Below are 13,653 nucleotides of genomic sequence, written 5' to 3' on the forward strand. Positions count from 1 at the left end.
CCAGTGAATGTCTCCACCCACAATGGCTCAGCCCGCAACACCCCACCCATACAGAAGGAATGCCCCATCACGGACGTTCTGCAACAACCTTTAGGCCGTGTTTTAGAAGTCGGTGGCCTGTCTGGTTGGCCGTCCGGGGAAGTCGCGGGCGGCCATCCAGATGGTGAGGTCGCGGGCGATGTCGTTGATGCTGTTCGCCGTGGTGACCTCGTGCTCGTTGCGGGTGGTGTCGCGGCGGACGATCTCGTAGCCGCCTTCGTCCAGGACGGCCACGGAGGCGAACCAGACGGGGTCGTCCTCGTCGGGCTGGACGACCAGGAAGGTGTTGTCGGAGTCGTTGAGGTCGCTGAGCATCATGAATAGCGCGTCCTCGGAGGGGTCGTCGATGCGGTCGCCGTTCTCGCTGTCGGCGCCGTAGTGCTGAGCCCCCATCGTTGTCTCTCCCTCGCCCGGTTCACCTTGGCCGTGGTCAGCATGGCACGTGGAACCGACAGTTCAGGGGTCACAGCCATTCGCTGATCGCGGCGATCAGGACGGTGGCTTCGAAGCGGACGGCGAGGTTGTCGAACCGGGTGGCGACCGCCCGGTTGCGCTTGAGCCGGTTGATCCCGCACTCGACCGCGTGCCGGGCCTTGTCGTCCTCGCGGCCGAAGGCCGGAGGCTGCCCGCGGGCCCTCCCGCGCCGTTTGCGGTTGGCGACCTGGTCGGCCGGCTCCGGGATGGTGCAGCGGATCCCACGCTTTCGCAGGTAGGCCCGATTGGCGCGGGAGGAGTACGCCTTGTCACCCCGCACCCGCAGAGGTGGGACACGGGGACGGCCCGGCCCGGCGCGGGGTACTCGGATTCCGTCCAGGACGGCGGCGAACTGAGGACTGTCACCATGCTGTCCGGCGGTGACCAGCAAAGACAGCGGCCGTTGGCCTTGCTCGCAGGCCAGATGGATCCTGGTGGTGAAGCCGCCCCGGGACCGGCCCAGACCGTGGTCGTCGGGCTCCGTGCGGGTTCCGCCGGGCGGTTTCTTCTGAGCATGTCCGTCCCGGCGGGCGCCTGCGGCGTGGTGATGGGCCCGGCAGATTGTGGAGTCGACGTTGACCTCCCACGTGATCAGACCTGCCGCATCCGCCCGAGCCTGCAGTACAACGGCTTCAGCACCGCGCACTGCTCGTCAGAAAGATCCCCTCGCCCCACACCGTGATCATCACGGCATGGGACGACGAACGGAGCCGACTTTCAAAACACGCCCCAGGGGGTCGAGCGGAGTTTTGCGTGGCTGCACGGCGTCCGACGTCTGCGCATCCGAGGGGAACGGCGAGCCGACATCCGCGAAGCGTTCCTCAAACTCGCCTGCTGCCTCATCACCCACCGATAACTCGGCTCGTTGTGTTAGCCGTTGTTAGCCGATGTAAGTGACGCCCCATACAGGACGTCGCCCGTGTCGCCGATAGATGTGCGCCGTACTCGACCTGCTGAGCCGCGAAGAGGTCATCACGCAAGTGCATTCCGGATACATCTTGATCCATTGGAGCAGCCAGCCTGACAACCGATGATCATTTCCGGAGGTGTATCCACCACCGCGCAAGCGGCGCCGGTCCAGCCAGCAGCGCTCAGCCCGACCGCGTGCAACGGCCAGACAGCGGGGCACATCGTTAAGTGGTACGCGCCTCACGTGCCGTACGCACTTGTACCGCTTCGGTGTGGAAGCAGCACCTGGGGTTTCAACCACATTCATTCCAAGCACTGGTCCGCCCACGTCGACGAGGATATTGCCAACACGTTGGCATACTTCACCTCTACTGTCCCGCAAGGGTGGAATTCCATAGCGTTCATCCTCCGTGACCTGGCCCCCTGCGAAGGTCAGTTCCGGGTTGTGGTCCAGTTCAACAGCTACGGGTCCACCGGCATCAAGGGGATCATCACCGCCTACCATGAGAACTCGATAACGCTCCCTCGCGGTGAAGTCCAGCCGGCGTGCTGACAACTCGGCATCTGCGGAAAACCGCCGGACCGCAGTTCGAAGAAGGTACAGTGGCGGCATGGTAGGCGAAGAATTCCCACCCGCCGAGACAACGCGGCTCGTCGCGGAGAAGATGAAAGGTCTAACCGGCCATTCCCCACAGGCAGGCGCCCTCCGCATCATCGACGCGCAGGGCACGGGGACGAGGTGGCCGATCCGCGTCCGGGGGACGGTGGAATCAGATCAATGGCAGTCAGCCCGGACCTGGGAGACGGAGTTCCTCCCGGAGGACACGCTCGCCGGGGAGTCCGCGGAGGGGAACGCCTCCGCCCTCGCGGACTGTTTCCTCATCCTCGTCATCGAAGACCTGGCAGTGGGACCTGTTCCCGGCATCCAGGAGATCCTTCAGCCCTGATCCGCAACCCTCCGCCACAGGCGCGTGGAGGGGACGGCCCACGCGCCAAGTCCGCGGCTGCGCGTTCCTGCTCCCCCGATTCGTTCGGTGTGGACGACCTGGGTGACCGCCTGCACCGTGCATGGCCCGATTTCAGGCAGGGATGTTGCGGTCGGAGACGATGCCTGCGATGGCTCGGTAGGTGTCGGGGAGGCGGTCACGACGATGGGTCCAGCGCTGGAGCTGCTTCCAGCGTTTGTGATCGGCGAGGGCGCGTCCGACGGTGATTCGGTCGGACGCGTGGCCGTGGCGGTCTCGTTCCCACTGTTCCGCTCTGCCGGGTAGTGCCCACGGGCAGGGTTTTCTCGGAGGGGTGATCGCTTGCCCACGGTGGTCGCGGCTCAGGCCCAGGCAAGCTGCTTCTTCTTGCCCGAGACGAACGCGCGCCGTCCGCCGCGGCCGACCGGTGGCCGGCGGACCTGAACCTCGGTGGCGTCCAAACGCAGCTCGACGCCCTCGGCCCGGCCGTAGGCAAACACATCCGTCAGCGTCCGAAGCCGCAGGCCGGGGCGGTCGGGAACTGCGCACCCCCGCTCCGCCAGGAGCGTGCGCATCTCTCCGATCGCCCGGGTAACGGTGGACCGGTCGACGCCGAACAGCAGCCCCAGCGCCGAGTGCGGCAGGTCGTGCCGCGGATGGATCAGCGTCGCCACCAGCCGGCCGTGTTCATGTCCGAGGAATCCCCGTACGAGTAATCACGTTCGGAGCGTCGTCCGGCGTCGGTAAGAGGAGTGACCACCCGGCCGGGCAGGAGAAGGAAGGCCAACGGATGTCAGGCGGCGCCGTTCCAAAGCCTGCCGCTCAGCCGAGCTGGTAGTCGAACCAGATACGGTGCGTGCCGTCAGCCTCCACAGCCATCCCGCCAGCGCCAACGATCCCCGCCAACTCGCCGGTGCCGCTTGAGGGCACGATGGTGAAGAACTCCGCAGTGCGGTCGTTGCCAGACGTTGTCGCCGAGTGCGCGAAGTTGAAGGAACCCTGCCGACCGTGCAGCGATCCGTCGAACGACTCCATGGCAATGTATGTGCCCACGCCGGTCGTCTGGTCGAACGCGGAAGTGAACAAGGTCGCCGAGCGGCCGGTTGCCTCCCCCTCGTAGTGCTTCTCCATGGTCGCGACACCGACCGGCAGCGCCGTGGATACGGCTGGCCCGGGCTTCAGCTCGGTAGGGACGAACGCTTTGACGGTGAAGGTTGCCGTAGCTCTCATGCGTCGACCGTACCGAGGGGGTCTGACAATCAAGCAGCACCTGAGGCAACCCCAGCCCCCAAGGAGACTTTAAAAAAACAAGCTAAATGCCTGTTTCGGAACCTCAATCATCAAGGGGAGGCCATGGCAGTTCATCGGCTACCGATACTCGAAGGTGGCTTGACCCTGTCGGTTACTGGCCCGGGTGGCTGTCGCATGCCTGCCTGTCCCTTTACTGTGTCCGTGCCGTAAGTCCCCGAGACAAGGAGACAACCCCATGGTCGCGTCAGCGTTACGTCAGCAGTTCGAACCGACCCTGCGCAAGGACCGTCGTCCCCGGCGGTTGGCGCGGCGTGCCATCCTCGGAAGCTCTCTCACCGCCGTATTCACGGCGGTAATGCTCACCGTCACCCAGTCCGCCGCCTATGCCGGCGGCCCCTACCTCTGGGCGAACGACGGCAACATAGGTCAGCGCATGACCGTGTGCGCTCAGACCCTCGATGTCCGTAGCTCCTACGGTGGCACGCCGTTCAACCATCTCACCTACGGACAAACATTCACCGTGCACCAGAACTATGCGGAGTTCGGCAGCGAGTACGTGCGGGGCTTCGCCTGGGGCAACGTGAACGCGGAGGGTTTCGTGCAGAACGGCTGGTTCTGCTTTTAGACGTGAGCCCTCGGTTCCTCCGTATCAGGCAAGACCCTGGGCCAAGGCGCCCCTGGAGAACATGAGAACGATCAAGGTTCCGAGCGTTTTCGGTGGGTCCGGGGCGGAGACGCTGATCAGCGTCGCGGCTCCGCTCCCTCCCATCACACCAGCCTCAGAGGTTCCGTTCGGGGAACGGCCGCCGTGACCGTTCCCCGCGGGGGCCCGCACCCAGGTGGCATGTCGACCAACCTGTGGGTGCGGGCCCGTATCAGTTCAAGACGTTGGCGGCCATCGGGCGTGTCCGTCAGTGCCAGGCTGAGCATTTCTGACCGGATGCGGGACCATTCTCCGTGCATGCCCTGATCCACACGGGATGGCTGTAGTGGAATTCGCCGGTGACGAAGTGCACCGATGTCCCCGCACCCTTGCGAGCACAGTAGTTGTAGGCCGAGTTGGAGGCCTTGATGATCTCTCCGCAGCCGCTGTGCCTGTCGGCCTTGGTGTCGTAGACCTGGCCAGCCACCTTGGCCGTACTCCCGCTCCAGCAGATGGATGCAGCGATCTTCGCCCCGGTGGTCGAGGCGGTGGCGTCACGACACTTCCAGGACTGCGGGGCCGACTGCGCTGGCGCCGCCAGACCTAAGCCGACCAACCCCGCAAGCGCGACGGTGGCCGTGATCGTGGTGATGTGCCTGCGTACCTTCACGTAACCCGTTCCTCTCAAAACGTGGGGCTCAACGTCCGCCCGTAGCCCCTTCAAACACCGTTGCCCAACCCGAAGAGAAGGAGCGAGAAGAATCCCGGCCAACCTGGGTGCAATGGGATGTGGGATGTTCACGGCGCGAGGGAGGGGCGGTCATGCAGTAACGCAGTTCCTGCCGACTTCTGCGATCGCCTGACCGCCCGTGCGGACGCGCTGTTCGAGCTGGCCGACGCCGTGCTCTGCACGGACGGACCGGTGTGGTCGCTGGTCGACCTGGCGCTGGCGCCCGAGCACCGCCGTGGGCACGGTTCCCTGTACGCCGGCCTGAACCGCGGCGGGATGGATGCCGCCCGGCTGCGGCGGGTCCTGGCCGGGGTGCCGCTGCCGAGGGCGGCGGACGGCCGGCTGGTGTTGGCGGTGGACGTCTCGCCGTGGCTTCGGCCGGACGCCGGGACCGTGCCGAACCGCTCGTTCCGGGTTGCCGGTCGCGGTCTTGTTGCCGGACCCGATCGGACCGGGTGATGCGCCGCCCGGCGCCCTCGGGCGAAGAGTTCCTCCGGTCCAGCCCGAAGGGCGGCCGGCCGCCCAAGCACGGCGGGGAGTTCGTCTCCGGCGACCCCGCCACCTGGGGCCCCGCGCAAGCCGTCACGGTCACCGACCCCCGCCTCTACTGGAGGGCCACCGCTCAGCAGGGGACCGCCTGCACCCCAGGCTGGCCCAGCGGGCCGCGTGGCTGGACCACGACGACCCGCTGCCCGTCATCGAGGGCACCGTCATCCGCCTGGCCGTCGAGCACCTGCCGTCCGGCGGGGTGAACAAGCCGGTCTGGCTGTGGTGGTCACGCACCGGCGCCACCGACGCCGACGTCGCACGCCGCTAACGGCGACCTCGACCACACCGTCGATGCGGGGATCGCCGACGGCGCCCGCCGCCCGACGGTCAAGAACCGCCTCGGCGTTCTCGTCCGGGCCACCGCTGCCGCCCGCGCATGGTCGGTCTGTTGTTGACAGCGCCGACTTTTTAACAGTCCCGATCTGGCAGACCCCGTATTCGGCAAGGTCGCCGCACCAAGCTGGGAGGAGTCCGCAGCACGTACCGGCCGGGACGCGCCGGTACGGTCCGAGCCGGCATCGTCACTTTCCTTGACGGGCCCGCGGAGCTGCCGAGCCTACGGATTCCGTCCCTGGCACCCGTCATCGGATCAGCACGGATCCCGGCCAGGAGACCGCAGCCATCTGTCAGGACACAACGCCAAGGACGTGAGTGTGACGAGTGCGCAGATACCGGCCGATGCCACCATGGCAGCTGAACCGGCCCTCACCGTACCGACGGCTTTCGAGCGGCAGGCGCGGGTGGCGCCGGACGCTGTCGCGGTGGCCGGGGACGACGGCGAGCTAACCTACGCACAACTGGACGCGCGCGCCGACCGCCTCGCCGCGCTACTTGCCGCGCACGGCGTCCGGGTCGGCGACATCGTCGCCTTCGCCCTCCCACGCTCGGCCGACTACGCCGTCACAGTGCTGGCGATCCTCAAGGCCGGAGCTGCGTACCTCCCGCTCGACGCAGCCTATCCGGAGGACCGGATCGCCCTGATGCTCAACGACGCGAAACCCGCCGCGCTGGTCACCCGACGGGGGATCGCCGCTCGCCTCGGTACCGACACGACGGCCGGCCGGGCCGCATGGATCGTCCTGGACGACCCGGCGTTCCTGCGCTCCCTCACCGGGACGCGCCGGGGCCGTACGGAGGACGGGCGCGGGCCTATGAGCGGCAGCGGTGACGACTCGGCATATGTGATGTACACCTCCGGCTCCACCGGGCGCCCCAAGGGGGTGATCACCACACACGCCAACATCCTCGCGCTCGCCTCCGACCGCCTTTTCAGCACTCCCGCGCACCGCGCGGTGCTCGTGCACTCCCCGCAAACCTTCGACGCCGCGACTTACGAACTGTGGGTGCCGCTGCTGAACGGCGGCCGGGCCATAATGATGGCGGACGCCCTCGACTCCGACCGGCTGGGCGCCGTCGTCACCGCGAGCGGCGCTTCGGCCGTCTTCCTCACCACGGCGCTGTTCAACGTCATCACCGGCTTCGCCCCGGCGGCCCTCGCAGGTCTGGACGAGGTACTGACGGGCGGCGAGACCTGTTCACCGCAGGCCATGCGGGCTTTCCTTCGCGCCGCTCCGCACACCGTGCTGCGTCATGTGTACGGCCCGACCGAGACCACCACCTTCGCCACCCAGCAGCGAGTTACCACAGCGGACGCGGCCGGTCCGTCCATCCCGATCGGCGGCCCGCTCGACACGGAGCGGCTCTTCGTGCTTGACACCCGGTTACGGCCGGTGGCGGCCGGAGAGGTCGGCGAGCTCTTCATCGCCGGGGCGGGAGTCGCCCGCGGGTACCTGCGCCGACCGGAGACCACGGCCGAGCGCTTCGTGGCCTGTCCCTTCGGCGCGCCGGGCGAGCGGATGTACCGCACCGGCGACCTCGTACGCTCGCTGCCGGAGAGCGTCGTGGACTTCATAGGCCGCGCCGACGCCCAAGTCAAAGTGCGCGGGCACCGCATCGAGCCCGGCGAGGTCGAGGCCGCCCTGCTGGGCAGGCCGGAGGTGGCGCAGGCGGCCGTGGTCGTCCATCAGACAGGCCCCGACGACAAACGGCTGGTGGCGTACGTACGTCCGCGCGGCGCCCTGGAGAGCGCCGGGATCCGGGCCTCCCTGCGCCGTACACTGCCGCCCCACCTGGTGCCGGACGCCGTCATCCCGTTGGACGCGCTGCCCCTCAACGCCCACGGCAAGGTGGACCGCGCCCTCCTCGCGGACCGCCCGCTGCCGGACGGGCCGACGAACGCCGCAGCCGGGGACGACGAGCCACGGAACCGGGTCGCCGCGTTGTGGAGCGCGCTGGGGCTGCCCCCGGTGGAGCAGGGCGCCGCCTTCCTCGACGCGGGCGCCAACTCTCTCCAGATCACCCGGTTCACCTACTTGCTGCGCCGCGAGTTCAGCGTCGGCCTCCCGATCCGCACCGTCTTTGATGCCGGCTCGCTCGGCGCGGTCGCCGACCTGGTCAGCGCGGCCCGCCGCGGGGATCCCGGAAGCGGACCGAGGCCGCCGGAAGCGGGCCCGCGCCGCATGGAGCGGCGCCCTGACCCGCTTCCGCTGTCCCCCGGCCAGGCCCGGCTCTGGCACCTCAACCAGCTCGACCCCGGCCCCGCCTACCACGTGCCGCTGCTCATTCCGGTGGACGGCCCGGTGGAGCCGGACGGCCTGCGGGCGGCGCTGAGCGCCTTGGTCGAGCGACATGAGAGCCTGCGCACTATCTTCCCGGTGCTGGACGGGAGCCCGTCCAGCACGTCCTGGCGCCCGGCGACTGCCCGTTGGCGCTACGGACGCAGCGCGTCGAGCCGGACGGGATCGACGTCGCGGTGCGGGAGGCAGTGGCCGAGCCGTTCGACCTCACCGGTCAAGCGCCTCTACGGGCGTGGCTGTTGCGCGGCCGGTCCGACCTCGCCGGGTCGGTCCTGGTGCTGGTCGTGCATCACATCGCGTGCGACGGTTGGTCCGTGGGGCCGCTGGCCAGGGATCTGGCGGCCGCCTACCGGGCCGTTCTTGCCGGGCGGGCCGAGGCACCGCGCGAAGCACCCGCGCAGTACGCCGACTTCACCGTCTGGCAGGACCGGGCCTTCGGGGCCGGCGCCGACTCCGCCGGGCCCGCCGCCGACCAGCTCGCCTTCTGGGAGAAGACGCTGGCGGATCTGCCCGCCGAACTCCCGGGGCTGTACGACCGCCCCAGGACGCCGGGCGCGCGAATGGGCGGCGGCAGCGGCTCGGTAGGCGCCTTCTGGCCCGCCGCCCTGCACCGAGAGCTGGTCGCGCTGGCACGCGGCAACGGGGCGACGCTGTTCATGGTGCTCCAGGCCGGGGTGGCCGCAGTGCTGGCCGAGTCGGCCGCAGCCACAGACCTCCCGCTGGGCACGGTGACGGCCGGCCGGAGCGACCCTCGGTGGGAGGAGGCGATCGGCTTCTTCGTCAACTCCCTCACATTACGCACCGACACATCAGGCGACCCCTCCTTCGCCGGACTCCTGGACCGCGTCCGGAGCACGGTGCTGGCTGCGTTCGAGCACCAGGACGTCCCCTTTGAACGGGTCGTGGAACGGCTCAACCCGCCGCGGAGTCTCGGCCGCAACCCGTTGTTCCAGACAGTCGTCGTGCTCCAGAACATCCCCTGGCCGACCGTCGATCTGGGCGTCCGTCCGGCCCACGTCATTGTGCCCCACAACGGCGCCGTGAAGTTCGACCTGCTGCTGGAGTTCTGGGAGCGGCGCGACCCCGCCGGCGAACTGTTCGGCCTCACCTGCGACGCCGAGTACGACCCGAGGCTGTACGACAGGGGCACGGTCGTCGGGGTCCTCGGCCGGCTCAGGCGCTTCCTCACCGCCGCCGCGGGTGACCCGGGACTATCGCTCAGCCGGCTCCTGGCCGCGTCCTTCGCGACGCCCACCGCCCACCCGGCCCGAACGGAAAGGAACCCCGCTCCATGACCACCACCCCGCCGTTGTCACACCTCTTCGAACGCCAGGCCGCCGCGCACAACAATGAGGCCGCGATCGGCGGCGCCCACGGCGCGCTGACGTACGGGCAGTTGAACGCCCGCGCAAACCGACTGGCCCGCCTTCTGGTGGACCGGCACGTCGGCCCCGGTACGACCGCCGCCCTGCTGCTGCCGCGCTCGACGGACCAGATCGTCGCCGTCCTGGCAGTGGTGAAGGCTGGCGGGGCCTATCTGCCGCTCGATCCGGGCCATCCGCCAGCGCGACTGGCGCAGATGGCGGCGGACACGGCCCCGGCGCTCACCCTCACCGAGAGCCGCCTGCTCGACCGGCTGCCTGACGGCCTCGCCGCAAACGTGCTGCTCTTGGACGCCCCGCAGACGGCGAGGGAACTGGCTGCGGCCGCCCCCGACGACCTGGGCGACGCCGAGCGCACCCGCCCGCCGGCCGCGAGTGACCTGGCATATGTGATGTTCACGTCCGGTTCCAGCGGCACCCCCAAGGGGGTGATGGTCACCCAGGCCAACGTCGCTGCGCTGGTCCTGGACCCCCGCTTGCGCAGTGCCGCGCACAGCCGGGTGCTGGTCCACTCATCGTACGGGTTCGACGCCTCGACGTACGAGCTGTGGGCGCCGCTGCTCAGCGGCCACCAGGCGGTGCTGGCACCGGACGGACCACTCGACATCGCCGGGCTGGCCCACTGCATCGCGAAGTACCGCATCACCTCGCTGCTGCTCACCGCAAGCCTGCTGCAACTGGTTGCCCAAGAGGATCCGGGCTGCCTGGCAGGCGTCCGGGAGCTGTGGACCGGCGGGGAGGCGGTACCGGCCGCCGCGGTGCGCGAGGTGCTGGCGCACTGCCCCGATCTCACCGTCGTGGACGCCTATGGCCCCACCGAGACCACCGTAGCGGCCACCAGCCACCGGCTCCGGCTCCAGGGCGATGTGCGGGACCCGGTGCCGATCGGCCGCCCGCTCGGAGGCAGCCGGGTGTCCGTGCTCGACGCGCGTCTGCGCGAAGTGCCGGACGAAACCGTCGGCGAGCTGTACATCTCAGGGGAGGGCGTCGGGGACGGATACGTCGCCAGGCCGGTGCTGACGGCCGCCCGCTTCGTCGCCTGCCCGTTCGGGCTCCCCGGCGAGCGGATGTACCGCACCGGCGACCTCGGCTTCCGGTCGGCGGACGGCAACCTGGTCTTCGCCGGGCGCAACGACGATCAGGTGAAAGTTCGCGGGCGCCGCATCGAACCGGGCGAGGTGGAGGCCGCGCTGACCCGCCATCCCCAGGTGGGCCGGACCGCCGTCGTCGTCCACGGGGACTCACCCGCCGACAAGCGCCTCGTCGGCTACTTCACCGTCGACGGCACTGGCCCCTCCGCCGAGTCCGTCCGCGGATACCTGGCCGCCGAGCTGCCCCCGCACCTCGTGCCCGACGTACTGGTCCGGCTGGACCGGCTCCCGCTCACCACCAGCGGGAAGACCGACCGGGCCGCTCTCGCCGCCAGGCCCCTCACTCCTGCCGCGGCCTCGCCCGCTGCGGCGCCGCAGGACGACACCGGCGAACAGGTGCAGCTCTGTGGGCGCGATCCTTGGGCGGCCGCCGAGCCGGACCGCGTGACGACTTCTTCGCGCACGGCGGCACTTCGCTCCAGGCCACCCGGCTGGTCGCCCGCACGGTCAAGGCGTTCGGACTGCGCCCCGAGGACAGCCGCGCCGTACTCCAGGCGCTGCTGGCCAACCCGACCCCTGACGCACTGACCGCGGCCGTGCGCACCGCCCGCGCCGCGCCCTCCGTACCGGCCCGGCGGCGCATCCTCCCCGACTTCGCCGCCGAGTCGGACCCGGGCACCGCTCTCGACTTCGCCGCGACGCTGGCGTCCCGCGCGAGCGGCCCCCGCCAGGCACTGCTGACCGGGGCGACCGGCTTCCTCGGCGCCCACCTGATCGCCGCCCTCCTGGCGGACACGGATCTGACGGTGCACTGCCTGGTGCGGGCCGCGGACGACGCACAGGCACTGCTGCGGGTCAGGTCGGCCTTGCGGGGCAACGGCCTGGAAGTCGCGGACCGGGACGCCTCGCGGATCGTCGCCGTCGCCGGGGATCTGGCCGCCGACCGCCTGGGTCTCACCCCGGAGCGCTACCGGTGGCTCGCCGAGGAGACGGACCTCGTCTACCACAACGGCGCACAAGTGAACTTCCTCTACCCTTACTCCGCCCTCTCCCCGGTGAACGTCGGCGGCACGAGGGAGGTCGTCCGGTTCGCCGCCGTCGGCCGGACGAAGTCCGTCCACTATGTCTCCACCCAGGCGGTCTTCTCGGCCGCCGGCCTGTCCGGTGTCCGGGGCGTCCACGAGGGCAGCATCCCTGTCCACCCCGAGCACCTCTTCATGGGGTACCCCGAGACCAAGTGGGTGGCCGAGGAGCTGATCCGAAAGGCCGGAGCCCTCGGGTTGCCCTTCGCCATCTACCGGCCGCACGACGTCACCGGCCACTCCCGAACGGGGGCGTGGAAGACCGACGGCTTCCTGTGCAGCCTCATTAAGTCTTTCACCGATGTCGGAGCCGCCCCCGACATACGGCTGCCGATGGACTTCACCCCGGTGGACACTGTTGCCCGCGCCATCGTCCGGCTCTCGCTGGACCGTCCGGCCAACGGCTCTGCTTACCACCTCAACAGCCCGCGCTACGCCCTGCTGGAAGACCTCATCGAGCACCTCAACCAAGCCGGCCACAGCGTCGACACCGTCCCGTGGAAGATATGGGTGGACCGTCTGGCCGCGCACGCCGCGCGGGACGCCGAGTCCCAGATAGCGCCGTTCCTGCCGCTGTTCACCGAACGCCTGGAGCAGTCCGGCACCAGCGTCCTCGAGCTCTACCTTGAGGACCGGATGCCAGCGCTGTCCTGCACGCGGACCTGGGACACCGTCAGGGCGCTGACCGGCCAGGCGTGCCCCACCACCGACGAACTGCTCCCGAAATACGTCCGGGAGCTCACCCGCAGCGGATTCCTCGCCCGTCGCGCCTAAGGACGACTGATCAGGAGACAGCGATGACCGACAGCCCCTTCGACGACCAGGACGGCACGTTCCACGTGCTGCTCAACGAACAGGGCCGGTACTCCCTGTGGCCGGCCTTCGCCGAGATCCCGGACGGCTGGTCCGCGGTGGTCCGCTCCGCGCGCCGCCAGGAGTGCACGGCCTACATTGCCGCGCACTGGACCGACATGGGCCACCTCCCGGCCGGCTGACCCCGGCGCGCAGGGCCGGGTCAACCGCGGGCCGCCCTCCCCGGGGACTCCGCGCTGCGGCACGGAACCCCGGCCACCTCCTCCGTCCTCCAGCAAGGAAAAGACGTGACGACATGATGTCAAGTCAGTTCGATGCCCTGGCCCAGCTCTACGAGGACTTCTCGGCCCTACCCTTCCGCCAGCACCTGGAGTTCCCCACAGTCCTGGGGGCAGTCGGCACGGTGAACGCCGAGCGGAAGGTCCTGGACCTCGGCTGCGGCAGCGGGGTGTACAGCCGCATGCTGGCCGGACGCGGCGCGTTCGCGGTGACCGGGCTGGACGAGTCGGCAGGGATGATCGGCTACGCCCGGCGCCGCGAGGAGGCCGAGCGGCTCGGTATCCGCTACGTCGCCGGTCCGCTGCCCGCCGAACTGCACGGCACGTTCGACCTGGTGCTGGCCGTCTACGTGCTGCCGTACGCGAGCAGTTATCCGGAACTGGTGGACCTGTTCCGGACCGCGGCCGGAGCGCTGCGCACGGGAGGGGAGTTAGTGACGCTCCCGATCCATCCAGACCTTCCCGCCGACCCCGACTACTACTCCCGCTACGGCTTCCGGCTGAACCCCCTCCACGGGCGCGAGGACGGCGGCGAGGTCGACCTGCACATCCTCTTCGGCTCCTACGACACCCATGTCACCGCGCACTACTGGAGCGCACCAACCCTGGAAAAGGCTCTCGCCGAGACCGGATTCGGTCCCTCCCAGTGGCACAGGCACCGGCTGTCGGACGCGGCCGCGGCTGGCCCCGACACGTTCTGGCGCCCCTATCTGGACGCCCCGCACGCGGGGCTGCTCACCGCCAAGCAACTGACGGGAAGGAGTTGACGACCGGCGAGGCCAGCCGGGAACGCTGCTGATCTCTTCGGCCG

The 13,653-nt window shown here is 69.5% G+C and carries 9 protein-coding genes and 6 pseudogenes; 10 read left to right on the forward strand and 5 right to left on the reverse strand.

The features are described 5' to 3' along the window. Positions 1–102: 102 nt before the first annotated feature. Both ABZX65_RS27475 and ABZX65_RS27480 read right to left on the reverse strand, forming a co-directional pair. Complete coding sequence (locus ABZX65_RS27475) at positions 103–432, reverse strand: hypothetical protein (RefSeq protein WP_355345458.1); 330 nt, start codon at positions 430–432, stop codon at positions 103–105. A 70-nt stretch (positions 433–502) separates the two neighbouring features. Continuing rightward, positions 503–1,135, reverse strand: a pseudogene (locus ABZX65_RS27480) (IS5 family transposase); the annotation flags it as partial. Between the two features lie 114 nt (positions 1,136–1,249). Between ABZX65_RS27480 and ABZX65_RS27485 the strand changes: the two are divergent. Both ABZX65_RS27485 and ABZX65_RS27490 read left to right on the forward strand, forming a co-directional pair. Beyond that, positions 1,250–1,369: pseudogene (locus ABZX65_RS27485) on the forward strand (IS5/IS1182 family transposase); the annotation flags it as partial. Positions 1,370–2,033: 664 nt separating this feature from the next. After that, positions 2,034–2,369: a hypothetical protein gene (locus ABZX65_RS27490; protein ID WP_355345461.1), complete on the forward strand. Its 336-nt coding sequence runs from the start codon at positions 2,034–2,036 to the stop codon at positions 2,367–2,369. A 132-nt stretch (positions 2,370–2,501) separates the two neighbouring features. On the opposite strand, the pseudogene ABZX65_RS27495 reads toward ABZX65_RS27490, so the two are convergent. Continuing rightward, positions 2,502–3,067: pseudogene (locus ABZX65_RS27495) on the reverse strand (transposase family protein); the annotation flags it as partial. A gap of 142 nt (positions 3,068–3,209) precedes the next feature. Continuing rightward, positions 3,210–3,617: a DUF3224 domain-containing protein gene (locus ABZX65_RS27500; protein WP_355345464.1), complete on the reverse strand. Its 408-nt coding sequence runs from the start codon at positions 3,615–3,617 to the stop codon at positions 3,210–3,212. A 256-nt stretch (positions 3,618–3,873) separates the two neighbouring features. Here ABZX65_RS27500 and ABZX65_RS27505 point away from each other — a divergent pair, with 256 nt between their 5' ends. After that, positions 3,874–4,263 (forward strand): hypothetical protein, encoded by a 390-nt coding sequence (locus ABZX65_RS27505; protein WP_355345467.1) that lies wholly within the window; start codon positions 3,874–3,876, stop codon positions 4,261–4,263. 286 nt (positions 4,264–4,549) lie between these two features. Here the strand turns inward: ABZX65_RS27505 and ABZX65_RS27510 are convergent, their stop codons facing one another. Next, entirely contained in the window at positions 4,550–4,951 is a 402-nt protein-coding gene (locus ABZX65_RS27510) for a hypothetical protein (protein ID WP_355345470.1), read from the reverse strand. A gap of 117 nt (positions 4,952–5,068) precedes the next feature. Between ABZX65_RS27510 and ABZX65_RS27515 the strand changes: the two are divergent. From ABZX65_RS27515 to ABZX65_RS27545, 7 genes and pseudogenes are all read left to right on the forward strand, one after another. After that, positions 5,069–5,816: pseudogene (locus ABZX65_RS27515) on the forward strand (transposase); the annotation flags it as partial. 430 nt (positions 5,817–6,246) lie between these two features. After that, positions 6,247–8,259 (forward strand): annotated as a pseudogene (locus tag ABZX65_RS27520) (amino acid adenylation domain-containing protein); the annotation flags it as partial. Between the two features lie 65 nt (positions 8,260–8,324). Next, positions 8,325–9,491: a condensation domain-containing protein gene (locus tag ABZX65_RS27525; RefSeq protein ID WP_355345473.1), complete on the forward strand. Its 1,167-nt coding sequence runs from the start codon at positions 8,325–8,327 to the stop codon at positions 9,489–9,491. Further along, positions 9,488–10,966: pseudogene (locus ABZX65_RS27530) on the forward strand (amino acid adenylation domain-containing protein); the annotation flags it as partial. The gene ABZX65_RS27525 and the pseudogene ABZX65_RS27530, both read left to right, overlap by 4 nt. A 122-nt stretch (positions 10,967–11,088) precedes the next feature. Beyond that, positions 11,089–12,525, forward strand: coding sequence for a thioester reductase domain-containing protein (locus tag ABZX65_RS27535; RefSeq protein ID WP_355345476.1), 1,437 nt, complete (start codon positions 11,089–11,091; stop codon positions 12,523–12,525). A 23-nt stretch (positions 12,526–12,548) separates the two neighbouring features. Then, a complete protein-coding gene (locus tag ABZX65_RS27540; protein ID WP_355345479.1) occupies positions 12,549–12,746 on the forward strand; it encodes an MbtH family protein in 198 nt (65 codons plus the stop codon). A 113-nt stretch (positions 12,747–12,859) separates the two neighbouring features. Then, positions 12,860–13,609, forward strand: coding sequence for a class I SAM-dependent methyltransferase (locus tag ABZX65_RS27545; RefSeq protein WP_355345482.1), 750 nt, complete (start codon positions 12,860–12,862; stop codon positions 13,607–13,609). Positions 13,610–13,653: the final 44 nt, after the last annotated feature.

The sequence above is a fragment of the Streptomyces sp. NPDC003300 genome, assembly GCF_040610915.1.
Taxonomy (GTDB): domain Bacteria; phylum Actinomycetota; class Actinomycetes; order Streptomycetales; family Streptomycetaceae; genus Actinacidiphila.

Coding starts and splice junctions, on each gene's coding strand:
- ABZX65_RS27475 (WP_355345458.1), bottom strand. CDS start 432: ATGGGGGCTCAGCACTACGGCGCCGACAGCGAGAACGGCGACCGCATC.
- ABZX65_RS27490 (WP_355345461.1), top strand. CDS start 2,034: ATGGTAGGCGAAGAATTCCCACCCGCCGAGACAACGCGGCTCGTCGCG.
- ABZX65_RS27500 (WP_355345464.1), bottom strand. CDS start 3,617: ATGAGAGCTACGGCAACCTTCACCGTCAAAGCGTTCGTCCCTACCGAG.
- ABZX65_RS27505 (WP_355345467.1), top strand. CDS start 3,874: ATGGTCGCGTCAGCGTTACGTCAGCAGTTCGAACCGACCCTGCGCAAG.
- ABZX65_RS27540 (WP_355345479.1), top strand. CDS start 12,549: ATGACCGACAGCCCCTTCGACGACCAGGACGGCACGTTCCACGTGCTG.
- ABZX65_RS27545 (WP_355345482.1), top strand. CDS start 12,860: ATGATGTCAAGTCAGTTCGATGCCCTGGCCCAGCTCTACGAGGACTTC.